Consider the following 24,836-nt stretch of genomic DNA (forward strand, 5'->3'; position numbering starts at 1 on the left):
CGCCCGTTGCGGGCGGCAAAATCATCGCGCCTTTATACCGCGGATCGGTTCCCCGAAGGGCTCGCCTTCAGCTCGGCGATCGCCTGGACGCGCGCGTTTTCCATCGCCTGTCCGATCGCCGGCCCGGCCATGCCTTGCGCCACGAACGAGGCGGATTCGACCGCGGCGGCGACCGCCCGCGCCTCGCGCAGGTAATCGGCCTGCGGGTAGGCGTCGTCGCCGTGGCCCAGGCGGCCGCGCTTGTCGGCGGTGCAGGCGGCAAGAAAAAGGTCCAGCCGCGCTGGTCGGCGCAAGGCATCCGTCGCGGTCAGCAGCTTCAGCACGGTTGCCGGCTTCAGCTCGAACGCGCGATGCACGTTCAGGTGCTCGCGGCAGACCAGCTCGGCCAGCGCGGCGTGTTCGGTGGGCACCTTCAGTCGCGCGGCCAGCGCGCGCAACGGCGCCACGCCGCGATGCTCGTGGCCGACGTGGCGTGGCAGCTCGGCGGCCGGGCTCAGCGCCTTGCCCAGGTCGTGGGTCAGCGCGCAGAAGCCCACCACGTCGTTGCCGGGCGCCAGCGTCGCCGCGACATCCAGCACCATCTCCACATGCACGCCGGTGTCGATCTCCGGATGGAACTCGGCGCGCTGCGGCACGCCATACAGCGAGTCCACTTCGGGGAACAGCACCGCCAGCGCACCGCATTCACGCAGCACCCGCAGGAACGCCGACGGCCGCGCCTCGCCCAGCGCCTTGCGCGTCTCCGCCCACACGCGCTCGGGCACCAGGTGATCGACCTCGCCGTCGCGCACCATCTGCTGCATCAGGGCCATCGTTTCCGCGGCCACGCTGAAGCCCAGCGGCGCGAAACGCGCGGCAAACCGCGCCACCCGCAACACCCGCACCGGGTCCTCGACGAAGGCTTCGGACACGTGGCGCAGCACGCGCGCCTCGATGTCGGCCACGCCGCCGAACGGATCAGTCAATGTGCCGTGTTCGTCCTCGGCGATCGCATTGATGGTCAGGTCGCGCCGCGCCAGGTCCTGCTCCAGCGTGATCGTGGCATCGGCCTGGAACACGAAGCCGTGATAGCCGCGCCCGCTCTTGCGCTCGGTCCGCGCCAGCGCATATTCCTCGCCCGTCTGCGGATGCAGGAACACCGGGAAATCCTTGCCCACCGGCTTGTAGCCCAGCGCCAGCAAGGCCTCCGGCGTCGCGCCCACCACCACGCGGTCATGATCGACCACGGGGCGCTTCAGCAGTTTGTCGCGGACCGCGCCGCCGACCAGGTAGATGTGCATGGGGGGATGATGCCACGGGCTCTTGTCGCGTCGGTGAACCGCCGGGGGCGAAACCACCCGCGGAGGGCAGAATCGAAGGCATGCCGCGGTAACCTGGCCGGATCATTGCTTCCAGATGCGGCCCCCCTCGCTTAAGCTGGCTGCATGGGGTAATCCGGGAAACGCAAGATGGTGGCAATGCAGGTTCATCCGCTGCTGCTCGGCCGCACCGCCGGCCTGCCGGCGGCGGCGCGCCAGCGCTACGACGAGGCCACGGTGGCGATGGCGCGTCGCGAGCTGGAAGCCGCCGGCGCGGCGCTGGCCGACGTGCTGGCGATGGCGCCGAATTTTGTCGAGGCGCAGCGCCTGCAGGGGCTGGTGGCGCATATCCGGGGCGACCATGCCGGGGCGGTGGCGATCCTGCGGCGGGCGCTGGTCACGGAGCCGGACAACGCGCTGCTGCACATGAACCTGGGCATGTCGCTGTACAGCGGGGGCGAATTCGCCACCGCGTTTTCGTCCTTGCGCCGTGCCTGCGAACTGGCTCCCGATTTTCCGCCGGCATGGTTCAGCCTGGGCCGTGCATTCCAGCAGCAGGGGCGTACGGCCGGTGCGATCACGGCGCTGCATCGGGCGGTGGACCTCGCCCCCGACGACCCGGTGATGCACAGCCTGCTGGCCGAGGCCCAGGCCAGCCTGGGTGCGGTGGGCGCCGCGTGCACGAATTATCGCGAGGCCTTGCGGCATGAACCGGATCACGCCGAGGCGTGGCTCGGCCTGGCCAGGTTGCAGGTCGAGCCGTTTTCGAAGGATGACCTGACCCGCCTGCAGCAGGCGATGCAACGTCCCGGCACGTCGCCACAGGGGCGCGTGATGCTGGGCTTCGCGCTGGCTCGCTGCCTGGAGGACCAGGGCGACTACCATGCCGCATTTCGCACGCTGCGCAAGGCCAATGGACAGAAACGCAAGCTGGTGAGCTGGAACGCGGCGGCGGTGTCCGCCCGGATCGCGCGCATCCGCGCGGCCTTCGCCCAGCCGCCGGGCGAGGTCGAGGATTCGCGGCTGGGCGAGCAGGTCGTCTTCATCGCGGGGCTGCCGCGCTCGGGCGGCGGCCTGCTGCGGCGCGTGCTTGCCGGTCATGCCCAGGTGGACGCCAGCGAGCGGCCGCAGCATCTACGCGCCGTGATCGAGGAAGAATCGAGGCGCCGGCAGCGGGAATTCCCCCAGTGGACCATCGAGGCCACGCCGGCGGACTGGGCGCGGCTTGGCCGCGACTATCTGGCGCGGGCCGTGCGCGCGCAGGACGACAAGCGCTGCTTCATCGACCAGAGCGACCAGGACTGGCACCTGATGGGCGCGGCGATGGCCATGTTGCCCGGCGCGCGACTGGTGGATTGCCGTCGCGATCCGCTGGAGAACTGCCTGAGCTGTTATCGCCAGTTGTTTACCTCCTACAACGAGTTCAGCTACGACCTCGACGAACTGGCGAGTTTCTGGCGCGACTACGACGGTCTCTGCGCGCACTGGCAGCAGCTGCATCGCGGGCGCGTGTTCGTGCATGAGCACGAATCGCTGCTGGCCGATCCGCCGCTGCAACTGCATCGCCTGCTGAACTTCCTCGGGCTCGATGAGGACCCGGCCTGCCTGGACGTCCATGCCAACCGGCGCCAGGGCGCGGCCGGCAACACCGCGCGGCTGCGCGAGCCGTTGCGCTGGCAGGAGCCGCGGGCGCCACGCTACCGCGGCAAGCTGGATCGGTTGCGGGTGTTGCTGGGCCTGCTGTGAATCGGTGAGCAGCGACTTCCCGGAGTCCGTGAAGAAAACCACTTCCTGCGGCTTGCTTCCATCGCGCGTCCGACCTGAGAGGTTGAAAACCTCTCAGCGCCGCAGCGATCGCGCCGCGGCCAGCCGGCGTTGCCGCGCCGGTTCGCCCAGCAGCACCGGCAGCCACGGCGCCAGCGGCTGGGGCGTGATGCCGAGGGCGGCGTAGCCATCCACCTTGCCCACCGAATCGGTGCGCAGCGAACGGAAGTTGTCCAGGGAAAACGGCTTGCCCGGCAACAGCTCGGCGAACTGTGCCTGCAACTGGCCGAGGCTGTCGGGCAGGGCGACGATCGGCGTGCGCGGGCCCGCGGCATCGCGGATGCGGCGCACGATCTCGCCCAGGCTGAGCACGTCGGGGCCGTACAACTCGAAGCTGCGCTGCCGGCCCAGGCGCTCGTGGTTCACGCAGCGGGCGATCGCCTCCGCCACGTCACCGACCCAGGTCGGCGCCAGGCGCGACTGCGCGCGTGCCAGCGGCAGCGCCGGCATGTTCCGCAGCAGCGCGGCGAAGCGGCTGACCAGGCCGTCGCCGCGGCCGAAGATCACGCTGGGTTGGTAGATCGTCCAGTCCAGTGCCGAAACCCTGACCAGGGCTTCGGCTTCGCCGCGCGTCTTCAGGTATTGCGACAGGCCCTGGCCGGCCTTCAGCGAACTCATCTGGTGCAGGCGTCCGACGCCGCTGTCGTGGCAGGCGGCGATCAGCCGCCGGGTCAGTTCGACGTGGGTGCGCTGAAAGCTGTGTCGACCCCCCTGGTTGAGAATGCCGACCAGGTTGATTGCCGCATCGGCGCCTGCCAGTTGGCGGCGCAGCACGGCGTCATCGTAGATGTCGGCGTTGCGCACGCTCACGCCCGGCAGCACGGCGAGTGCGCGATGCCGCTCGCGATCGCGGCTGAGCAGCACGATGCGATGGCCGTCGGCGGCCAGTCGCGGGACCAGCTGCTGGCCGAGGAAACCGGTGCCGCCGAGGATGACGAGTTGCTGTGCGGCCATGGGCGGCGTTCCTTGCTGAAACAGGTGCGGAGATCGGTCAGCGAGAAACGCTGGCGGCGTTGGCCGGCGCCGTCGTCGGCGCGGTGGTCGGCGCCGGGCAGCTTACTTCGCGGCGTGGCGTGCCATTGCCGGGCAGGCTGTAGGGCTGGCCGATCGCGTCCATGCGGGTGGCCAGCGGCACCACCGTATGGCCGTCCAGACGCCAGTCGTAGATTACGCTGAAGGCCATCACGCGGGCCACGTATTCGCGGGTTTCCTTGTAGGGAATGCTGGCCACGAACAGGTCGGTGGGCAGGGTGCCGCGGGCGGCCAGCCACTGGTCGACCTTGTTCGGGCCGGCGTTGTAGGCGGCGCTGGCCAGCCATGGCGAGCCGTTGAAGCGCGCCGCCATCTGCGCCAGGTAGCGGGTGCCCAGCGCGATGTTGGTGGCCGGGTCGTACAGGCTGTCGCCGCCGGCCCAGTCCAGTCCGTTGCGCCTGGCCACCAGCGCCGCGGTCTCCGGCAGCAACTGCATCAGGCCGCGCGCATCGGCGCCGGAATGCGCGTCGCTCATCCACGCGCTTTCCGCGCGCAGGATGCCGTAGGCCCAGGCCGGTTCGATGCCGGCCTGCTCGGCCTGCGGCACCAGGCCGTCCTGGCTGGCCAGCGGGAAGCGCAGGTCATACAGGCGCAGGGCATCGCCGCTGCTCAGGGTGAACACGGCGCGGTCGTACCAGCCGCGGCGGTTGGCCATGTCGGCGGCGATCCTTTGCGTGGCGACATCGCTGCCCTGCAGGGCGCGTGTCCATTCGCGCCGTGCCAGCTTCGGCAGGTCCACCGCGTACAGCTCGAACGCACGCACCAGCCCCGGCATCGCCAGCAGCTGCTGTTCGCGCTGTGGGTCGTCGGCCAGGGTCAGCGGGCAGATCGCGTACGGCTGGTCGAGCCGGTCCGCCGACATGAAGCCGAAGAAGGTCGGCTGGTCGGCCTGGTCGGCGAACTGTCGCCGGGCTTCGTCGGCACGGCCCAGCGCGGCCAGCGCGCGGCCGCGGAAGTATTGCCATTCGCCATCCTGCTGCTGGCTGGCGGGCATCGCCTCGATGCCCGCCAGCACCGCGCTCCAGTCCTGCCGGGCCAGCGCCACGCGCACGCGCCATTCGCGGGTGCTGTCGGTCTGCGCGGCGGCGGGCAGTGCGATCAGCCGGGCCAGGGCATCGTCGTCGAAGTCGGTGGCGCGGAACAGCGCCAGCGTCTGCACGATGCGGTTGCGCTGGGCCTCGCTCAGCGTGAAGCGCGATTGCAGCTGCTGCCACGCGGCGTCGGCGCTGTCGCTCTGGCGTCGGGCCAGCCGGGTCAGCGCCAGCGTGACGGCGTGGCGCTGGCGCGTACCGTCGGGCCAGTTCGTCGCATCGGCGACCGCGGCGGCCGGATCACGCAGCGCGGTGGCCAGTTGCTGCGCGGTGGGCTGTTCGCTGGCAGGCAGCCAGCTGGCCAGGCTGGTGATGGTGCCGGCCTGGCCGGCGTCGGCCGCGCGATCGATCCGTGTCCACAGCCGTGCGTCGGTGAGCAGGCCCTGGTCGTGCGCGGCGTCAAGCACCGGATCGCAGGCGCCGGGCAGGTTGGCACGGGTCCACAGTTCGGCCAGGTCGCGCTGGAAGTCCAGCTTGCCGCCGCCGGCGAGTTTCGCCTGCAGCGCGTCGCAGCTCAGCGTGTCGCCGAGGCCGGGCTGGTACAGCGCAAGAAAGCCGCTCCAGTCCTGCCGGCGTGCCAGTTCCAGCAGGAACGCGCGGCGCAGGTCGGCCGCGGGTATCCAGTCCGGATACTGCGCCAGATAGGCTTCCACGCTGGCGCGGTCGACCTGCTGGATGTCGTGTTGCAACGCCGCCGCAGCCAGGTACGGATACAAGGGGTAGTCGTGCAGGTTGCCGGCAAACTGGCGCCAGCCGTCGCCGCCCTGCTGGGCGACGGCGTATGCCTGCTTGAAGGCGACGCGTTGCGCGGCGTCGGGCGTGGCGGCCAGTGCGGTCGAGCCGGTGAGCAGCCAGGCGCCGGCCAGCACCAGCCAGGCCAGCGGCACGCGCCGCGACGAAGCGAAAGAAAACATGACAACTCCTGCGGTGGATCGCGGCCAGTGTAGTGGATGGCCCGTTTCGACTTGTCGGCATTCGGTGAGTGCGTGGTGGGCCCTGTTAAGCTGTTGCGCTTCATCCACGCCTTTACCGGGATCGGCATGTCGCCAGCTGCTTCGCCTGTTTTCCGTCGCGTCTGGCCGGCGTGGCTCGCGCTGGTGGTGATGGCGCTGGCCGCCGCGTGGTGGTGGTGGGCGATCGGTCGACCGGTGGCCTTGCCGGATGCGCCGTCGGCGCGCATCGCCTGCGTGTCGTATGCGCCGTTTCGTCGTGCCGGCGAGACGCCACTGGACCCGACGGCGCACATCAGCGCCGAGCGCATCGATGCTGATCTTGCCGCGTTGTCGCAGCGCTTCGATTGCGTGCGCACCTATTCGCAAGGGCAGGGGCTGAGCGCGGTGCCGGCGATCGCCGAACGCCATGGCATGAAGGTGCTGATGGGCATCTGGCTGGGGGGCGACGCGAAGGCGAACGCCGAGCAGGTACGACTGGGCATCGCCACCGCAAACAGTTATCCGCAGGTGCTTCGCGGGGTGATCGTGGGCAACGAGGTGCTGTTGCGTGGCGATCTGCCGGCCAGCCAGTTGGCCGTCTATCTGAAACAGGTGCGCGAGGCGGTCACGGTGCCGGTGACCTACGCCGACGTGTGGGAGTTCTGGTTGCGCCATCCCGAGCTGGCCGGCTCGGTCGACTACCTGACCATCCACATCCTGCCGTACTGGGAAGACCAGCCGGTGTCACCCGAGCGGGCGGTGCAGCACGTGGCCGACGTCTATGCGAAGGTGCAGCAGGCGTTTCCCGGCCGCGCCGTGATGATCGGCGAGACCGGCTGGCCCAGCGCCGGCCGCCCGCGCCAGGCGGCCAGTGCCAGCGTGGTCAACGAGGCCCGCTACCTGCGCGAATTCCTGCGCTACGCGGCCACCGTGCACATGCCGTACAACGTGATCGAAGCGTTCGACCAGCCGTGGAAACGCGCCCAGGAAGGCACCGTGGGCGGCTACTGGGGCATCTTCGATGCGCAGGCGCGGCCGAAGTTCGCGATGCAGGGGCCGGTGGTGGAAGAGCCGCACTGGTGGGCGGGCTGGCTGGCCGGCGTGGCCGGCGCCGGCGTGTTCCTGCTGGTCGGTGCGTGGCGGCGTCGCTGGCGCGGAGCGCGTGGCTGGCTGGCCCTGATGCTGGCCGGCGCGGCCAGCGGCGGCGCGCTGGCCTGGCAGTTCCGGCAGATGTGGTACGCCTGTCGCGACGCGTGGGAATGGACGGTGTCGCTGGGCGCCTGCGTGCTGGCGCTGCTTACCGCGCTGCGTCTGGCGCGCTGGATCGCCGCGCGCCTGTGCGGGATGACGCCGCCGCTGCCGCGGCCGTGGTGGCGACTGGGCTGGCTGTTCGCGCTGGCCTTCTACGGGCTGTTGCTGGTGGTCGACGGGCGCTACCGGGATTTTCCGCTGGGCCTGTTCCTGTTGCCCTGCGCCGGCTACGCGCTGTCCGGCTGGCTGTCCGATCGTCGCGCGCCGCTGATGCCGTTGCTGGAGGAGCGCTTCCTGGCTTGCCTGCTGCCGCTGCTGGCGGCGACGGTGCTGTGGCAGGAATCCGGTCTCACGCATGTGGCGTGGCTATGGCTGGGTGTGAACCTGCTGCTGGTCCTGCCGGTGTGGTCGGCGTGGCGGCAGGCCGTCCGCCTGCAGCCTGATCAGGCGTAGGCAGCCGATCAGTGCGGCCAGCGCGCCGCTCTCGAAGCAGTACAGCTGCAGCGCCACGATGCCCAGCGCGGCGGCCAGCCAGGCCAGCCACGGACGCTTCCACAACAATGCGAGCGCGGTTGCGACCAGCGCCGCGATGCCATACACGTTGTGCAGGAAACCGAGTACCAGCCGTTGCCGCCACGGGCACCACCACGGCGCGTGGCCGGCGCCGCACTGCTGCGCCATCGAGCCGGGCTCGACCACGCCGTAGCGCAACCACGCGCCGAGCAGCGCCACCAGCAGCAGGGCCAGCCATGGCCAGGCCAGTCGCCATCGGTTCGACGTCATCGACTGCGCTTCTCCGAGGCCTTGCCGCCGACGCGCGCCGGCAGGCGGATCTCCGCCGCCAGCGGCAGGTGATCGGAGAACGCCTGCGGCAAGGCCCAGGTTTTCTCCAGCGTGATCGCCGGCGAGGTGAGGATGTGATCCAGCGCCCGCCGCGGCTTCCAGCTGGGGAAGGTGGGCGTGGGCTGGGCTGGTGGCTGCAGCGTGGACCTGGCGAAAAGATGCTTCATCTCGGCGCTGCCGGGCTCGGCGTTGAGATCGCCCATCAGCACCGCATGGGGGAAATCCTGCAGCAGCTCGGCGATGAAGCCCAGCTGGCGCGCGCGCGCCTGCGCACTCAGCGACAGGTGCGCGATCATCACCGCCAGCGCGTTGTCGCCTTCACCGAACTGGGCCAGCAGGGCGCCGCGGCCCGGGATGCGGCTGGGCAGCGGGTAGTCCGTCACCGAATGCGGTTCGAGCCGGCTGATCAGCCCGTTCGCCGAATGCGCCAGCCTCGCCATCGCCCGGTTGGGCTGGTGGCTCCAGAACGGCAGGCCGGAGGTTTCGGCGAGGTAGCGGGTCTGGTTGAGGAAACCCGAACGCAGGCTGCCCGCGTCGGCTTCCTGCAGGCCGACCACGTCGAACTGCGCCAGCACTTCGGCGAGCCGGTCGAGGTTGTCCATCTTGCTGCGCCCGGGCAGTACTGCACTGAGGCTGCGGGTCACGTACTGGCGATAGCGCTGCACGCTGGCGCCGGCCAGGATGTTGCAGCTCAGCAGGCGCAGATGGCGTTCGGCAGGGGCGGTGGAAACGGAGGCGCGAGTCATGGCGGGCCACTACGCGAAAAGGGGAAGCCGGCGCATGGGTTCATGCGCCGAGATGACGGCAAGCATGATCCATCCGTTGTGAATGCCACGCCAGCCGCCGGGGAACCCGGCGATTACTTGCCGGCCAGCTCGCGCTTCACCAGCCACTGCGTGACGGCGACCATCTCGTCATAGGAGTGCACCGCGGCGACGCGGTACTTGCCGTTGATCACGATGGTCGGCGTGCCATCGACCTGCCACTTCTGGATCAGGGCGAGGTCGCTCTTCATCTGGTCGGTGGTCTGGGTCGACGTGGCCGCCTGCATGAACGCGGCGCGATCGACACCCGCGCGCGCGTAGAAGTCGGCCAGTTCGTTCATCGAGTTGATCGGATAGTGCTGTTCGAACTTCGCCTGGAACAGGGCCAGGTGCGTGCGGTCCAGCACGCCCAGCTGCCTGGCCGCGTAGAACGCCCGGGCAAACGGCACCCATTCGGCACTGAACGCCGCCGGCAACAGCTTGAACTCCACGCCCTTGGGGAACTGCTTGGCCAGCGCATCGGCCACCGGCGCGAAGTGGGCGCAATGGATGCAGCCATACGAGAACACCTCGACCACTTCCACCTTGCCCTCGCTGCTGTAGCGCTGGTGCGGGGCGGGCAGGGTGACGTACTCGGCGCCGTCGGTGTACGGGTCCACCGCACCGGATTTCGCGGTGCAGGCGGTGGCCAGCAGCAGGCCGGCAAGCAGGATCAGGACGCGGGAACAGGCGAATCGCTGGAACATGGGTTTCTTCGCTCGAATGCGGTGGGGATGCCGGCTGACCAGCTTAACCGAAGCGCCTACTTGCCGGCCGCTTCCTTCGACACCAGCCACAGGGTCAGCTCGATCGACTGCGCATAGCCGCCCGCGTCACCGGCGGTGAAGCGGTACTTGCCGTTGACGATCATGGTCGGCGTGCTTTCCACGCCGTAGGCCTTCATCAGGTCGTCGGCGCGCTTCATCTGGGTGTTGACGCTGAACGAGTTGGCGACGGCGACGAATTCCTTCGGGTCGACGCCGTACTTGGCGTAGAACTTCGCCGCGTCCTCGATCGTGGGCCACGCCTCGTGCGGCTTCAGTCCGCTGGAGGTGGCGTTGTAGGTCGACAGTTCCTTGCTCTTCCACACCGCGTCGTACATCGCGTCGTGGCTCTTGTCGACCACGCCCAGCGCCTGCGCGGTGTAGAACGCGCGCTGGTACATCGGCCAGTTTTCGTCAGGACGGAACGAGGCGGCCAGGTAGTTCATCACCGCGTCCGACGGCAGGCTCTTGGCGATGCGGTCGACGGTGGAATGGAAGGCGTTGCAGGCGGGGCAGCCGTAGGAGAACACCTCGGTCACTTCGATCTTGCCGGGGTGGCTGGTCGGCTGCGCCGGATCGATGCGGAAGTAGTTCTTGCCCTCGACCCACTTGCCGGTGTCCACGAACGGCGCGGCGGCCACCGCCGGTGTTGCTGCCTCGGCAGGAGCCTGGGCCGGCGCGACGGTCGCACTGCTGGCGGGCGCCGCGGCGGTGCTGGCGGCAGCGGCCGTGGCGGGGCTGCTCACGGCGCTGGCCGGCGCCGTGCTGGTGACGGCCGGAGCGCTGGCCTCGGCGGCGGGACTGCCGTTGTTGCTGTCATGGCTGCAGGCGGCAAGCGCGAGCAGGGCGGCACACAGGAACGGCAGACGCTTCAACATGGCAGACCTCGAAAGTGGGGCGCGAAAACCAGCGCGCCGACGTTTGAAGGTCGGCGCGGGTTCGATCAGGGAGTGGCGGCCGGCTGGCTGTCGGCGCTGTGCAGGCCTTCGATGTAGCTGGCCAGGGCAGCGATGTCGTCGGGGGTCAGCTGCTTGGCGATCGCCGGCATGATCTGCGCGTGCGCGTCGTCACCCCAGGTGGCGCCGTCGTGCCAGGACTTCAGCGTCGCCTCGATGTACTGCGCGTGCTGGCTGGTCAGCTGCGGATACATCGCACCCGGATTGCCGCGGCCGTCGATGCTGTGGCAGGCCATGCAGGCCGGGATGCCACGGGTCGAATCGCCCTGGCGGAACAGCGTCTGGCCGTGCTCGACCAGGGCCTGGTCGGCCACGCCCGGCAGCGCCGTCTTGCTGGCGAAGTAGGCGCCCACGTCGTGCATGTCCTGGGTCGACAGCGGCGCGGCCATGCCCATCATGATCGGGTTCTGGCGCTTGCCGGCCTTGAAGTCGGTCAGCTGGCGCACGATGTACTGCTCGCTCTGGCCGGCCAGCTTCGGGTACTGCGCGTCGGCGGAATTGCCGTCCATGCCGTGGCAGGCGCCGCAGACGGCGGCCTTGGCCTGGCCCGCGGTGGCGTCGCCCGGCTTGGCCGGGGCTTCAGCAGCGGCGACGGCCGGTGCGGCAGGCGCTGCAGCGGCGGTGCTGGCGGCAGCGGGGGCCGCGGTCTCCGGCTTGGCATCTTGGGCCATCGCGGCGCTGGCGGACAGCGCGAACACGAGGGCCATGGCGGACCCGAGAACAGCGGGCCGAAAACCAGCGGACCGAAAACTCATACACTTGACTCCCGAGAGACTTGCAAACACTGCCAGCGATTGCGGCCATGCGGTCCGCAACAGGCAGAAACCGAAGAATTATCCCTGCGCCACCCCAGCTTGGTCAAACCATCCCCATGTCGAATCCCCTCCAGGGCGCGCAATTCGTGCTCGCCGCCCATCGCATCAGCCAGCTTCCCGTCGACCAGGGCGCGGAAGTCGCCTTCGCCGGCCGTTCCAACGCGGGCAAGTCCAGTGCGCTGAACGCACTGACCAACCACAAGGGACTGGCACGCACCTCGAAGACGCCGGGGCGCACCCAGCAGATGGTGGCCTTCAGCCTGCCGCCGCACCGGGATGTGCAGGAGCGACCGACCCCCGACCTGCGCCTGATCGACCTGCCCGGCTACGGCTACGCCAAGGTGCCGCTGGACATGCGCGAGCACTGGAAGCAGGAGATCGACGCTTACCTGCACCAGCGCCGCAGCCTGCGCGGGCTGGTGCTGATCGTGGACATCCGCCATCCGCTGAAGGAATTCGACCGGCTGATGCTGCAGTTCTGTTTCGACACCCAGCTGCCGTGCCACGTGCTGCTGACCAAGGCGGACAAGATCTCGCGGGGCCAGGCGGCGCAGGCACTGGCCGCGTTGCGCAAGCAGTTCGCCGCCGAAAGCCTGTCCGCCACCGCCCAGGTGTTTTCTTCGTCCGCCGGCACCGGGGTGGAGGAGGCGCGGCAGGCGGTGATGGACTTGCTGGCGCAGCCGCGCGAAGGCGCGCATCAGGACCGCGAGCGCTGAGCTCTCAGAGCCTGTGAAGAAAGCCACTTCCTGTCGCTTTCTTCTATCGCACGTCCGGTACATGCCCGGACGTGCTCACGTGAATCAGTCACTTGCGTGACCGATCCACGTCCGGCCATCGGGCAACTGCTCTTGCGTTGCCTCAATTCGGGCATCCATGCCCTCGCCATGGCCGGGCTTCGAGGTTGAAAAATCACAACCTCTCACGGCTGAGCTCCGGTTTCAGCCCTGCACGGCGTCCATGAACACCGCGCACAGCGCTTCCATGCCGGCGCGGTCGTCCTCGTCGAAGCGGTCGGTGACCGGGCTGTCGACATCCCACACGCCGAGCAGCGAACCGTCGGCCCTGACCAGCGGCACCACGATCTCCGATTGCGAGGCGGCGTCGCAGGCGATGTGCCCGGCGAACGCGTTGACGTCGCGCACCAGTTGGGTTTCGCGGGTCTGCGCGGCGGTGCCGCAGACACCCCGGCCCAGTGCGATGCGGATGCACGCGGGCTTGCCCTGGAACGGACCCACCACGAGTTCATGGCCGTCGTACAGGTAGAAGCCGGCCCAGTTCACCTGCGCCAGGCTGTGATAGACCAGTGCGCCGAAATTGGCCGCGTTGGCGATCAGGTCGCGCTCGCCGGCCAGGATGCCGCGCGCCTGCTGCACCAGGTCGGCGTAGTGCTCGCGCTTGCTGGCGTAGGTCTGGGCTTTCAGGTCGAACATGCGATGCGTCCCGCGGCAAAGTCCGTATTATGCGCCGAGCCATCATCACGGGGGATGCCAGATGAGTCTGACCGAGCAGCGCGAAGGGATCGAGGCGGGGCGACTGGACATGTTCGTGGATGGCGCGTTCGCGTTCATCCTCACCTTGCTGCTGATCGGCGGCGAGTCGATTCCCGACAGCACCGGCAAGTTGCTGCACGCGCTGGGCGGCATCCCCGCGTTCGCCGTGTGCTTCTTCCAGATCGCGTTTTTCTGGCATGGCCACGTGCGTTGGCGCAAGCGTTGCCATGGCGCGGGCGCCAGCGGGCGCTGGCTGTCGCTGCTGCTGGTGTTCTTCGCGATGATCTTCGTCTACCCGCTGCACATGGTGTTCTCCGGGGTGTTCTCCTCGATCAGCGGCGGCTATCTGCCCGGCGATTTCACGGTGAGCGGGCCGGCCGACATGCGCACGCTGTTCGTCTGCTACGGGCTGGCCTACGCCTGCATGGCGGGCACCCTGGCCCTGCTGTTCTCCGATGCGGCCAGGGTCGCCGCCCGGCACGGCCTGGACAACCTGGACGCGCGCCGCGAGATGCGGATCTGGATCGTGCCGGCGGCGATCGGCCTGGCCTCGGCGCTGGTCGCCCTGCTGATGCCGTTGTCGGTGTCCGGCTGGATGTGGTCGATCCCCGGCCTGATGTACTCGCTGCTGTTCCTGATCGGCCCGGTGGTGAACCAGTTCAACCGGCGCTACGCACCGGCATGACGACGGCGGTGTTCATCGCCGGCACCGACACCGGCATCGGCAAGACCCACACTGCCTGCACCCTGCTGCACGCCCTGCGCGCGGCCGGCCACGACGCCTGCGGCATGAAGCCGGTCGCCAGCGGTTGCGTGGAAACCCCGCAAGGCCTGCGCAACGACGATGCGCTGGCGCTGCGGGCGGCAGGCGTTGATCCGGAACTTCCGTACGCGTTGGTCAATCCGGTGGCGCTGCGCGACCCGCTGTCGCCGCATCTTGCCGCGGCCCACGACGGCGTGGCGATCACCCTGGCGCCGCTGCGTGCGGCGTTCGAGCAACTGGCCGCGCGGCACTCGACGGTGGTGGTGGAAGGCGTGGGCGGCTGGCTGGTGCCGCTGGCGCCCGGCCTGTTGGCCTCGGACATCGCCAGGCAATGGCAGCTGCCGGTGATCCTGGTGGTGGGCCTGCGCCTGGGCTGCCTCAGCCATGCCCTGCTCAGCGCCCGGGCGATCGCGGCCGACGGCTGCCACCTGCTGGGCTGGATCGGCAACCGGGTGGACCCATCGATGGACGCGCCGGAAGAAAACCTGGACACGCTGCGCGCGTTGCTGCCCGCGCCGTGCCTGGGCGTGTTGCCGCATGGCGTGGCACCGGCGCAGGCCGCCGGCTGCCTGGACGCGGCCGTGGCAGCCTTGGACTGAGCTTCACATTCGATGTGTTCGGATGGCGCACGTTTCCCACGCCGGAGTGACCATGGCCCGCAACCACTACTACCTTTCGATCGCCGACATCGTCCACGCACGCGGCGACGACCCGCGCTTCTCGTGGGATGGCGCCGGCCCGGACGGTTTCGCCAGCACCCTGCAGCAGGCCTTGCGCAGCGACGAGCTGTTCCAGCGCTGGCGTGCGGCGCAGCCCGATCCGGACGCGGTCGACGACAGTCTCGGCGCCACCGACCCGACCGCGCAGGTGGACGCGCGGGTGGTCGACCTGCACACCGAGGTGGACCTGATCACCGACCTGCCGATGAGCGTGGTGCGCCATCGGCTGTACCTGATGATCGGCGGCGCCTGGCAGTTGCGCGACCTGCGCGCCGCCTGAGTCGCAGGATTCTGCGCCGCTTCACGGCGTCACCGTTTGGAAACTGGCCGCCGTCTCGCCAGGTGCGTGGGCGGTAGAAACCAGGTGAGCGAGGCAACGTGGTTTTGAGTCAGGTTTTTCGATCGTTTGAGGCGAATAGCCGTAGCTATTCAACGAAAAGGAGCGGAAAAGCTGGCCAAAACCACGCAGCCGCAGCCGCTTGTGTTTCTACCGCCCACGCTCCTACAGTCGGCGGTCAGACTTCCGTGCCCGATGCCGGGCGCACCACTCCTGGGGAACCCGATGCTTCGACTGCGCACGATTGTGATCGCCACCACGATGGCCCTGGCCGCCTGCTCGCAGCAGCCGGAAGGCGCCGCCAACCCGCCCGCGCCGGCCGCTTCCGCCGCCAGCACCAGCAGCGCCGCGCGGGCGGCCACCGACATGACCAGCAACCCGTTCTACAGCGCCAGCACGCTGCCGTTCCAGGCGCCGCCATTCGACAAAATCCACGACGCCGACTACCAGCCCGCGATCGAAGAGGGCATGAAGCAGCACATGGCCGAGATCGAGAAGATCGCGAACAACCCCGAAGCGCCCACCTTCGAGAACACCTACGTGGCGATGGAGAAATCCGGCGCCATGCTCAACCGGGTGATGACCGCCTTCAACGCGGTCACCGGTGCCAACACCGACGACGCGCTGCAGAAAGTGCAGGAAGACGAAGCGCCGAAGCTGGCCGCGCACGAGGATGCGATCTATCTCGACAGCAAGCTGTTCCAGCGCGTGCAGACGGTCTACGACCAGCGCGACACGCTCAAGCTCGACCCCGAATCGGCGCGCCTGGTCGAGGTGGTCTACCGGAACTTCGTGCACGCCGGCGCCAAGCTGTCCGACGCCGACAAGGCGAAGCTGAAGGACCTCAACAAGGAAGAGTCCACGCTGAGCACCGCGTTCACCAACAAGCTGCTGGCCGCAACGAAGGACGCCGCGCCGGTGATCGCCGACAAGGCGAAGCTGGCCGGCCTGTCCGATGCCGAACTGGCCGCCGCCAGCCAGGCCGGCAAAGACCGCAAGCAGGACGGCAAGTACGTGCTGTCGCTGCAGAACACCACCCAGCAGCCGGAGCTGCAGGACCTCACCGACCGCGCCACCCGCCAGGCGCTGTTCGAGGCTTCCTGGAACCGTGCCGAGCAGGGCGACGCGAACGACACCCGCAAGACCATCGAGCGGCTGGCGCAGATCCGCGCCGAGCAGGCGAAGCTGCTCGGCTTCCCCAGTTATGCCGCGTGGAAGCTCGACGACCAGATGGCGAAGACGCCGGAAACCGCGCTGAAGTTCATGCAGGACCTGGTGCCTTCCGTCACTGGCCGCGCCAGGGTGGAGGCGGCCGACATCCAGGCGGTGATCGACCAGCAGCACGGCGGCTTCAAGCTGCAGCCGTGGGACTGGAACTTCTACGCCGAGCAGGTGCGCAAGGCCAAGTACGACCTCGACGAAAACCAGATCAAGCCGTACTTCGAACTGGACAACGTGCTGCAGAACGGCGTGTTCTACGCGGCCAACCAGCTGTACGGGCTGACCTTCAAGGAGCGCAAGGACATCCCGGTGTACCAGCCGGACGTGCGCGTGTTCGAGGTGTTCGACAAGGACGGCAGCTCGATGGCGCTGTTCTACTGCGACTACTTCAAGCGCGACAACAAGAACGGCGGCGCCTGGATGGACAACCTGGTCACCCAGTCGAAGCTGCTGGGCACCAAGCCGGTGATCTACAACGTCGGCAACTTCAGCAAGCCGGCCGCGGGCCAGCCGGCGCTGCTGTCGTTCGATGACGTGATCACCATGTTCCACGAGTTCGGCCACGCCCTGCACGGCATCTTCGCCGACGAGCAGTACCCGACCCTGTCCGGCACCAACACCGCGCGCGACTTCGTCGAGTTCCCCTCGCAGTTCAACGAGCACTGGGCCACCGATCCGAAGGTGTTCGCCCACTACGCGAAGAACTACAAGACCGGCGAGCCGATGCCCAAGGCACTGGTCGACAAGATGACCAAGGCCGGCAAGTTCAACTCCGGCTACAACATGACCGAGCTGGTCTCGGCCGCGCTGCTGGACATGAACTGGCACATGCTGGGCGCCGACGCGCCGCTGCAGGACGCCGACAAGTTCGAAGCCGCCGCGCTGAAGAAGGACGGCATCGACCTCGGCTACGTGCCGCCGCGCTACCGCTCCAGCTACTTCCAGCACATCTGGGGCAACGGCTACGCCGCCGGCTACTACGCCTACCTGTGGACCGAGATGCTGGCCGACGACGCCTTCGTGGGCTTCAAGGAACACGGCGGCCTGACCCGCGAGAACGGCGACCGCTTCCGCGCGATGGTGCTGTCGCGGGGCAACACCGAGGAGCTGGCGAAGATGTACAAGGACTGGCGCGGGCAGGATCCGCAGATCGAGCCGATGCTGGAAAACCGTGGCCTGAAGGACGCGCCGAAGAAGTAAGCCGTTGCAGCATCCGTGTTGGAAGATCAGGCCCGCCGCAAGCGGGCCTGATCGTTTTGGGAAACTGCGGGATGAAACCGAACCGACAGCGGGTGCCGCCGGCCTTCACGTGGAATAATCGAACCTCCCCGACCGGAGCCGCACGCGCTTGGACAACCACCACTACCTGCAGACCGCGCTGGTGTTCCTGCTGGCCACGGTGATCGCGGTGCCGCTGACCAAGCGCTTCCGGCTGGGTTCGGTGCTGGGCTACCTGCTGGCCGGCGTGGTGATCGGGCCGCAGTTGCTGGGGCTGGTCGGCGATACCGCCGGGGTCAGCACGATTTCCGAGTTCGGCATCGTGCTGATGCTGTTCGTGATCGGCCTGGAATTGTCGCCGCAACGGCTGTGGGTGATGCGCCGCTCGGTGTTCGGCACCGGCCTGTTGCAGGTGCTCGCCAGCAGCGTGGTGATCGCGGCGGTGGTGTACTTCCTGGAAGGCCTGCCCGGCAAGACGGCGGTGGTCGTGGGCGGCAGCCTGGCGCTGTCGTCCACCGCGTTCGGCCTGCAGATCCTCGCCGAGCGCAAGGAGGCCGGCTCGGCCTACGGGCGCCAGGCGTTCGCGATCCTGCTGTTCCAGGACCTGGCGGCGATCCCGCTGATCGCGATGGTGCCGTTGCTGGCCACGGCCTCCGCCCGGCATGGCGTGGACCTGACCGGCGCCATGCGCACGATCGGCGTGATCGTGGCGGTGGTGGTCGGTGGTCGCTACCTGTTGCGGCCGGTGTTCCGCTTCGTGGCCAAGGCCGATGCGGTGGAGGTCTCCACCGCCACCGCGCTGCTGGTGGTGATGGGCACCGCCTGGCTGATGGAGCTGGCCGGCGTGTCCGCCACGCTGGGCGCCTTCCTGGCCGGCGTGCTGCTGGCCGATTCCGAATACCGGCACGACCTGGAATCGCATCTCGAACCGTTCAAGGGGCTGTTGCTGGGGCTGTTCTTCATCAGCGTCGGCATGTCGATGGATCTTTCGCTGCTGCTGCATCAGCCGCTGCACGTGCTGGCGGTGGTACTGGTCCTGATGCTGCTGAAGGGGGCGCTGCTGTGGCCGCTGGGGCGGCTGGTCGGCGGGCTGGATCGCGCCGAGGCGCTGCGGCTGGCGGTGCTGCTGGCCTGCGGCGGCGAGTTTGCATTCGTGGTGTTGAAGCTGGCGCAGGAGCAGCAACTGCTCAACGGCCCGCAGCACAACCTGCTGGTGCTGGCGATCTCGCTGTCGATGGCGTTAACGCCGCTGCTGGTCGCCGTGTCGTCGCGGCTGCTCGGCGGCAAGGCGAAGAAGCCCACGCGCGCCTACGACACCATCGACACGCACGTGCCGCGGGTGATCATCGCCGGCTATGGCCGCATGGGCCAGATCGTGGCGCGCGTGCTGCGCGCGCAGAGCATTCCGTTCGTGGCGCTGGACCATTCGGTGGAGCAGATGGACCTGATCCAGCGATTCGGCAACGTCACCGACATCTTCTACGGCGATCCGGCCCGGCCCGAACTGCTGCGCGCCGCGCAGGCGGACAAGGCCGAGGTGTTCGTGCTGGCCAGCGACGACCCCGAATCGAGCCTGCGCGTGGCGCGGGTGGTGCGCCGACAGTACCCGCACCTGAAGATCATCGCGCGGGCACGCAACCGCCAGCATGTGTGGCGGCTGATGGACCTGGGCGTCGACGACCCGGTGCGCGAGACGCTGTATTCCAGCCTGAAGATGACCAAGCAGGCCCTGGTCGCGCTGGGCCTCACGCCGGAACAGGCGGTCGACCAGGTGGAACGTTTCCGGCGCCAGGACGCGGAGCTGATCAAGGCGCAATACCTGGTCTACGACGACGAAACCAAGCTGGTGCAGACCACGCGCGAGGCGCTGGCTGACCTGGAGCGCCTGTTCGAGGCCGATGCCTCGCCCGAGGCCGAGCGTGCGCGCGAGCGCGATGCCGGCACCCCGCTGACCGGGGAAGAGTGAGGCGCTGATCGGGCGATGGCTGCGCCGCGGCGCGCGGCCGCGCCTCAGTCGGCCGGCTGGGCGGGCTGGCGCAGGGTCTGCCGCACACTGGGGATCGCGCTGCTGCGCGCGGCCAGTTCGTGGGCGATGTCCACATAACCGAGTTGCCGCGCCACGTCCGCCGCGCTGCGTCCGAACGCATCGGCCGCGTTGCGGTCGGCGCCGCGGGACAGCAGCACGCGGGCGGGCGGCAACAAGGCGTGCATGGCGCAGGCGTGCAGCGCGGTGACGCCGCGCTGGTCGGCGTGGCCGACCTGGGCGCCCGCGTCCAGCAACAGCGGCACCAGCGCCCCGATGTGGGTGGCGTCGCAGCTGCTGCCCGGCCGCAGCTGGGCGCCGAGCAACAGCAGCAGCGGCGTCTTGCCTTCGTGGTCGGCGTGGTTGATGTCGGCGCCGCGCTTGAGCAGCGCGTCGAACAGGCGTCGCGCGCGCAGGCTGTCGTTGTGCTCGAAGCCGAACTGCGCCGCCGCGTGCAGCGCGCTGCGCCCGGCGTTGTCGACCGCCTTGATGTCGGCGCCCGCATCGAGCAGCTGTTCGGCGATTTCCGGATAACCCATCGCCGCCGCTGCCATCAGCGCGGTGGCGTCGTTCGGCAGGCGCTGGTCGACGGCGACCTCGCGCTGCAGCAGCAGGGCCACCAGCGATTCGCGCCGCGCGGCGACCGCGGCGGCCAGCGGGGTCACGCCGCTGCGGGCGGCGCGGGTCGCGTCGGCGTTGGCGTCCAGCAGGCAGGCGGCGATCTCGCGGTGACCGGCGCCGCAGGCGTGCAGCAGGGCGCTGGCGCCCTGTTCGTCGAGGGTGTCCACGGCGAAACCCAGTTCCAGCAGTCGCTGCACGCTGGCCAGCGCGCCGGCGCGCGCGGCGGCGGGAAGGTCGCTGGCGCGCAGCGCGCGATCCGGCCGCGACCAGTCGCGCCAGTCCAGCCAGCGCTCCACCGCGGGATGTTCCAGCGCCAGGCCCAGCGGCGTTTCGCCGTTGGCGTCGGTGGCTTCCGGGTCGGCGCCGTGGGCGATCAGTGCGCGCACCAGCGGCAGCGCCTGGGCGCCGTGTTCCAGCGCGGCGAACAGCGGCGTGCGGCCGTCGCGGTCGCGTGTGTTGGGATCGCAGCCCCGTTGCAGCAGTGCCTGCAGCAGTTCCACCTGGTCGTTCACCGCGGCCAGTTGCAGCGGGCTGCGCGCCCGGGCGTCAGGGCCGAACGGATCGGCGCCTGCTTCGAGCATCTTCAACGGCAGCGCGGCCGACTGGGCCGCACCGTTCGTGTTCAGCAGCGCCTGCGCCAGCAGGCCGGCGCCGGCGGGCGTGGCGCCGGCTTGCAGCAGGTCGTCGAGCGCTTCGGTGGCATCGGGCAGCTGCTGCAGCAGCGCATCGAACAGGCGCTGGCCCGGTGGCGGCAGGTGCGGCGTGTCGCCGGTGTCGGCGTCGTCGATCTGCGGTGCGTCCAGCCGCGCTTCGGCGGCCAGGCCGTGTTCGAGCAGCCAGCGGCGGGCGGCGCCCAGGCCGGGCGAGGCCAGTTCCAGATACATGCGGGCCAGCTCGGCCTGCGGCCATTCGCGTACGCGGGCAACGAAGCCCGAGACGATCGCCCAGTGGCCGAAGCGCAGGGCATCGAGCAGGTGTCCGGGGGTGTCGGCGCCTTCGGCCAGCACGTCCTGGCTGAGGCTGGTCGGCAGCGGCGTATCCGGATCAAGCACGGCGACCAGGTCCCAGCGTCCCGCGGCGGCGGCATGGTCGAGTGCGCTACGGCCGTCGCTGGCCGGCGCCTTCGGGTCGGCGCCCAGGGCAAGCAGGGCGCTGATCGTGCCGGCGTCGGCATGCGGCGACTGGCAGGCGAGGGTCAGTGCGTCGCGACCGTGGCTGTCGCGCAGGCCCGCGTCGGCCTTCGCCTCGGCCAGCAATTGCACGATGCCGCCGGCGCCGGCGCGGGCCGCTTCCATCAGCGCGCTGCTGCCGCGGTGGTCGACCAGGTTCACGTCGGCACCGGCGGCGCAAAGCGCGCGGGCGATCTGTTCGTGGCCTTCGGCGGCGGCGCCGAGCAGGGCGTGCCGGTGACGTGCATCGCAGGCATTCACCGGGGCGCGGTGCTTGAGCAGCAGCTTCACGCCTTCGACGTCGTCGTCGGCGATGCCGCTGGCGGCGACCAGGGCCGGCTCGCCGTCGGGCACGACGGGCTTGGCGCCGTGCTCCAGCAGGAACTTCGCCAGCGGCCAATTCGCCGCGCGGCAGGCGGTGGCCAGCGGGCTGATACCGGCCTGGTTCAGCGCGTTGATCGGTGCGGCGGCATCCAGCAGCATCGCGGCCACGCCGGCGTCGGCGCTGAGTACCGCGCCGTGCAGCGCGGTGTTGCCTTCGGCATCGGTGACCAGCGGGCTGGCGCCGTTGGCCAGCAGGGTCAGCACCGCCTCGGCGCGGCCGTGCCAGCTGTCGCGGGTGGCGGCCAGCAGCGGGGTGATGCCGCCGCTGGCGCGATTGACGTCGGCGCCCCGGGCGATCAGCGCGCGCAGCAGGCGGGTGTCGGGCAGCAAGGCGGCCAGCATCAGCACCGGCCGCTGGTCGCGATCGTCCGCTGCGGGCGCGGTGTCCGGGTCGGCGCCCACCTCGACCAGCGCCAGCGCGCGTTCGATGTCGCCGTCACGGGTGGCGGCGAGCAGCGCGGCGGCCTGTTCCAGCGTGCCGGCGGTGCGCTCGACCTCGGTGAGGATCGGGCGATGCACCGGGGTCGGCGCCAGGTCGGAGCGCCGGCGCGCATGCCGGCTTTCGCACAACAGCGCCCGCAGCGTGCGGTTGGCGATCACCAGGCAGCCGGCTGGCAGCAGCACGATGCCGTACAGGGCCAGCGCCGCGATGCGCGGCTCGGAGGGCACCACGCCGTACAGGCCGGTCAGCGTGATCGCGCCGAAGGACAGCACCAGCAGCGAGAACGCGACCGGCAGGAAGTGGCTGAAGAAGTGTTCCTCGCGCGACAGGTGGCGGCCGAATGCGACGCTGCGCAGGGTGGCGGTGAAGATCCACGAGCCGTCACGCTGGCTCGGATAGGCGTCATCCCACAGGAACACCAGCCCGAACGCGGGCCACAGCCGCCACAGCGCGACCAGCGCCAGCACCAGGGCGGCAGCCAGCAGCAGGGCGCCGCTGAGGCTGGGCGCGTGGGTCAGCTGCATCATCGGCCAGGCCACCAGCACGAACACCGCCACGGTGTAACCGGTGAACATCACCAGGTGCGCGGCGCCACGGCGCAGCACGGTGCGCATGAACTTCGGTTCCGGATCGAAGCCGATCGCATGGCAGACCGCCGCCAGGGTCAGCGCGTTGGCGACCAGCAGCGGAATCAGGGTCAGCGGATGGTTGACCAGGCCGGCCACGAAGACCGCCAGCAAACCGGGAACGAACCAGGCCAGGGCTTGCAGAAAGGGAGGGCGGCGACGTGATTTGGGCTGGGTCATGGAGGGAGTATAGAAATCGTTGGATGGGCAGACGGTAACCAAGTGTTAATGCCGATGGAAATCCGCCGATGTAGATCCGCCGGCGCGAACAGGCCGGCGGAATCCGCGCGCAGGTCGGCGCGTCACTCGTCCCGGTCATCCTGCGGGGAGTGGGTATACGGCAGGTGGTTGGCCGCGGCCAGCGTTTCGTTGGGCGGCACCTGCAGGTGCCAGCCCTGCTCGCGCAGGTGGGCGAGGACCTGCGTGGTGTCTTCCACCGGCAGCTTGCGCTGTTCGTCCAGCTGCACTTCCATCACGAAACGCAGCTCGCCCAGCAGCAGCAACAGCGACTCGGGCAGCCTGGCGAACGCGTCGCGTTCGGCCAGCCACAGGTAGCTGCCAGCCTTGCGCAGGCTGGCGTAGACGAAACATGGCATCGCGAAACCCATCGGAAAGTGCCGGGCCGGCCCCGGCATCGCATCGAGGGTAGCAGGTGCGCAAGCCGGGCGTGCCCGGCTGCGGCCCGCGGTTCAACCGCGCTTCAACAACAACTCGAGCATGCGCCGGAAGCGCGCCCCGTACGGCGGGTTGAGCAGGCCGGTGCCGTTCAGGCGGGCCTGCCGGAACACCGGCTTCAGGTGCGAAAACGTGCGGAAGCCCGCTTCGCCGTGATAGCCGCCCATGCCCGAGGCGCCGACGCCGCCGAACGGCAGCTTGTGCTGGGCGATGTGGTACAGCGTGTCGTTGACGCTGACGCCGCCGGCGTGGGTGCGCGCCAGCACGCGGTCGACCAGCTCCTGGTCGTGCTCGAACAGGTACAGGGCCAGCGGATGCGGCCGCGCGCGGACGTGGGCGATCGCGTCGTCCAGGTGGTCGTACGGCACCAGCGGCAGCAGCGGGCCGAAGATTTCCTCGCGCATCACCGCCATGTCGTCGGTGACGCCGGTGAGCAGCTGCGGCGGCAGCAGCCGGCTGGCGGCGTCCTCGCCGGCCTCGCCGAGCCGGTGCAATTGCGCGCCGGCGGCCAGCGCGTCATCGCGCAGGCCGGTGAGGCGCTGGTACTGCCGGTCGGAAACGATGCTGGCGTACTGCCCGTTCTGGCCGAGCGCGGGGTACATCCGCGCCAGTACCTTGCCGGCGGCCTCGATGAACGCCGGTATCCGGGCGCGCGGCAGCAGCACGTAGTCGGGCGCGATGCAGGTCTGCCCCGCATTGACCAGCTTGCCGAACACGATGCGCTCCACCGCGTGGTCGAAGCGCGCCCCGGGGCCGATGATCGCCGGCGACTTGCCGCCCAGCTCCAGCGTCACCGGGGTGAGGTTGGCGGCCGCCGCGCGCATCACGTGGTGGCCGACCGCGGTGGAGCCGGTGAACAGCAGGTGGTCGAACGGCAGCGCGGAAAACGCCTGCGCCACCGCCGCGTCGCCGTTCACCACCAGCACTTCGTCGGCGGCGAAATAGCGGGCCACCTGCTCGGCGAACAGCGCCGAGAAACGCGGGGTGAACTCGCTCATCTTCAGCATCGCGCGGTTGCCGGCCACCAGCGCGTCGACCAGCGGACCGACGGCCAGGTACAGCGGATAGTTCCACGGCACGATGATGCCGACCACGCCCAGCGGCTGCGGGCGCAGTTCGGTGCGCGCGGGCAGGAACAGCCAGTCGGCCAGGCGCCGCCGCGGCTTCATCCAGCGCCGGCCATGGCCGAGCGCGTGGCGGATCGCCGACAGGCTGGGGAAGATCTCCAGCAGGTCGGTTTCCTCGACCGGGCGCTGGCCGAAGTCGGCGTGGATCGCGGCGGCGAAAGCCTTGCGCTGCTCGCGCAGCATCGTCTCCAGCTTGCGCAGGCGCTGCGCGCGCAGCGCCCACCCCGGCATCGGTTCGCGCGCCTGCGCCTCGCGCAGGCGTTGCAGGTCGGCGGTCAGCGGCTGGTTCTCGGTCATGGGTTTCTCAGAGTCTGTGAAGAAAGCCACTTCCTGTCGCTTTCTTCTATCGCACGTCCGGTACATGCCCGGACGCGCTCGCGCGAATCAGTCACTTGCGTGACCGATCCGCGTC

Annotated in this window: 20 protein-coding genes; 8 read left to right on the forward strand and 12 right to left on the reverse strand. The window is 69.5% G+C overall.

Going from position 1 to position 24,836, the window contains the following annotated elements; genetic code table 11:
• Nucleotides 1–32: 32 nt before the first annotated feature.
• Entirely contained in the window at nt 33–1,280 is a 1,248-nt protein-coding gene (locus ASD55_RS16960) for a multifunctional CCA addition/repair protein (protein ID WP_056768078.1), read from the reverse strand.
• Nucleotides 1,281–1,448: 168 nt separating this feature from the next.
• Between ASD55_RS16960 and ASD55_RS16965 the strand changes: the two genes are divergently transcribed.
• The gene (locus ASD55_RS16965) at nt 1,449–3,044 is read left to right on the forward strand and encodes a sulfotransferase (RefSeq protein WP_056768081.1); all 1,596 of its coding nucleotides are present in this window, start codon (nt 1,449–1,451) and stop codon (nt 3,042–3,044) included.
• Nucleotides 3,045–3,137: 93 nt separating this feature from the next.
• Here the strand turns inward: ASD55_RS16965 and ASD55_RS16970 are convergent, their stop codons facing one another.
• Together ASD55_RS16970 and ASD55_RS16975 are read right to left on the reverse strand one after the other, a co-directional pair.
• Complete coding sequence (locus tag ASD55_RS16970) at nt 3,138–4,076, reverse strand: complex I NDUFA9 subunit family protein (RefSeq protein ID WP_056768082.1); 939 nt, start codon at nt 4,074–4,076, stop codon at nt 3,138–3,140.
• Nucleotides 4,077–4,113: 37 nt separating this feature from the next.
• On the reverse strand, nt 4,114–6,159 hold the full coding sequence (locus ASD55_RS16975) for a transglycosylase SLT domain-containing protein (protein ID WP_056768085.1): 2,046 nt from the start codon (nt 6,157–6,159) through the stop codon (nt 4,114–4,116).
• Nucleotides 6,160–6,195: 36 nt separating this feature from the next.
• Here ASD55_RS16975 and ASD55_RS16980 point away from each other — a divergent pair, with 36 nt between their 5' ends.
• Nucleotides 6,196–7,881 carry a glycoside hydrolase family 17 gene (locus ASD55_RS16980; RefSeq protein ID WP_235577866.1) on the forward strand — a complete coding sequence of 562 codons (1,686 nt, stop codon included), beginning with the start codon at nt 6,196–6,198 and terminating at the stop codon, nt 7,879–7,881.
• Here the strand turns inward: ASD55_RS16980 and ASD55_RS16985 are convergent.
• From ASD55_RS16985 to ASD55_RS17005, 5 genes are all read right to left on the reverse strand, one after another.
• The gene (locus ASD55_RS16985; RefSeq protein WP_056714384.1) at nt 7,795–8,211 is read right to left on the reverse strand and encodes a hypothetical protein; all 417 of its coding nucleotides are present in this window, start codon (nt 8,209–8,211) and stop codon (nt 7,795–7,797) included. The genes ASD55_RS16980 and ASD55_RS16985 overlap by 87 nt on opposite strands.
• Complete coding sequence (locus ASD55_RS16990) at nt 8,208–9,017, reverse strand: endonuclease/exonuclease/phosphatase family protein (RefSeq protein ID WP_056768087.1); 810 nt, start codon at nt 9,015–9,017, stop codon at nt 8,208–8,210. The genes ASD55_RS16985 and ASD55_RS16990 overlap by 4 nt, the downstream gene beginning before the upstream one ends.
• 113 nt (nt 9,018–9,130) lie before the next feature.
• On the reverse strand, nt 9,131–9,781 hold the full coding sequence (locus tag ASD55_RS16995) for a thiol:disulfide interchange protein DsbA/DsbL (RefSeq protein WP_056768090.1): 651 nt from the start codon (nt 9,779–9,781) through the stop codon (nt 9,131–9,133).
• Nucleotides 9,782–9,837: 56 nt separating this feature from the next.
• Nucleotides 9,838–10,716 (reverse strand): thiol:disulfide interchange protein DsbA/DsbL, encoded by an 879-nt coding sequence (locus ASD55_RS17000; protein WP_056768092.1) that lies wholly within the window; start codon nt 10,714–10,716, stop codon nt 9,838–9,840.
• Between the two features lie 65 nt (nt 10,717–10,781).
• Nucleotides 10,782–11,501: a c-type cytochrome gene (locus tag ASD55_RS17005; protein WP_056768095.1), complete on the reverse strand. Its 720-nt coding sequence runs from the start codon at nt 11,499–11,501 to the stop codon at nt 10,782–10,784.
• 164 nt (nt 11,502–11,665) lie between these two features.
• Between ASD55_RS17005 and yihA the strand changes: the two genes are divergently transcribed.
• Nucleotides 11,666–12,325, forward strand: coding sequence for a ribosome biogenesis GTP-binding protein YihA/YsxC (gene yihA, locus ASD55_RS17010; RefSeq protein ID WP_056768097.1), 660 nt, complete (start codon nt 11,666–11,668; stop codon nt 12,323–12,325).
• A 222-nt stretch (nt 12,326–12,547) separates the two neighbouring features.
• Here the strand turns inward: yihA and ASD55_RS17015 are convergent, their stop codons facing one another.
• Entirely contained in the window at nt 12,548–13,039 is a 492-nt protein-coding gene (locus ASD55_RS17015; protein WP_056715369.1) for a GAF domain-containing protein, read from the reverse strand.
• Between the two features lie 61 nt (nt 13,040–13,100).
• Between ASD55_RS17015 and ASD55_RS17020 the strand changes: the two genes are divergently transcribed.
• From ASD55_RS17020 to ASD55_RS17040, 5 genes are all read left to right on the forward strand, one after another.
• Entirely contained in the window at nt 13,101–13,784 is a 684-nt protein-coding gene (locus ASD55_RS17020) for a TMEM175 family protein (RefSeq protein ID WP_056768099.1), read from the forward strand.
• Nucleotides 13,781–14,461 carry a dethiobiotin synthase gene (gene bioD, locus ASD55_RS17025; RefSeq protein ID WP_056768102.1) on the forward strand — a complete coding sequence of 227 codons (681 nt, stop codon included), beginning with the start codon at nt 13,781–13,783 and terminating at the stop codon, nt 14,459–14,461. The genes ASD55_RS17020 and bioD overlap by 4 nt, the downstream gene beginning before the upstream one ends.
• Before the next feature lie 52 nt (nt 14,462–14,513).
• Nucleotides 14,514–14,861 carry a hypothetical protein gene (locus ASD55_RS17030; RefSeq protein WP_056715433.1) on the forward strand — a complete coding sequence of 116 codons (348 nt, stop codon included), beginning with the start codon at nt 14,514–14,516 and terminating at the stop codon, nt 14,859–14,861.
• A gap of 282 nt (nt 14,862–15,143) precedes the next feature.
• On the forward strand, nt 15,144–17,339 hold the full coding sequence (dcp, locus tag ASD55_RS17035) for a peptidyl-dipeptidase Dcp (RefSeq protein WP_056768105.1): 2,196 nt from the start codon (nt 15,144–15,146) through the stop codon (nt 17,337–17,339).
• Nucleotides 17,340–17,487: 148 nt separating this feature from the next.
• Nucleotides 17,488–19,323, forward strand: coding sequence for a monovalent cation:proton antiporter-2 (CPA2) family protein (locus ASD55_RS17040; protein ID WP_056768107.1), 1,836 nt, complete (start codon nt 17,488–17,490; stop codon nt 19,321–19,323).
• 44 nt (nt 19,324–19,367) lie between these two features.
• Here the strand turns inward: ASD55_RS17040 and ASD55_RS17045 are convergent, their stop codons facing one another.
• The 3 genes from ASD55_RS17045 to ASD55_RS17055 form a co-directional block, all read right to left on the reverse strand.
• Nucleotides 19,368–22,802 carry an ankyrin repeat domain-containing protein gene (locus ASD55_RS17045; protein WP_056768111.1) on the reverse strand — a complete coding sequence of 1,145 codons (3,435 nt, stop codon included), beginning with the start codon at nt 22,800–22,802 and terminating at the stop codon, nt 19,368–19,370.
• A 122-nt stretch (nt 22,803–22,924) separates the two neighbouring features.
• A complete protein-coding gene (locus ASD55_RS17050) occupies nt 22,925–23,218 on the reverse strand; it encodes a YcgL domain-containing protein (RefSeq protein ID WP_056768369.1) in 294 nt (97 codons plus the stop codon).
• Between the two features lie 93 nt (nt 23,219–23,311).
• Nucleotides 23,312–24,721 carry a coniferyl aldehyde dehydrogenase gene (locus ASD55_RS17055; RefSeq protein ID WP_056768114.1) on the reverse strand — a complete coding sequence of 470 codons (1,410 nt, stop codon included), beginning with the start codon at nt 24,719–24,721 and terminating at the stop codon, nt 23,312–23,314.
• Nucleotides 24,722–24,836: the final 115 nt, after the last annotated feature.

It is taken from the genome of Rhodanobacter sp. Root561 (assembly GCF_001427365.1).
GTDB lineage: Bacteria > Pseudomonadota > Gammaproteobacteria > Xanthomonadales > Rhodanobacteraceae > Rhodanobacter.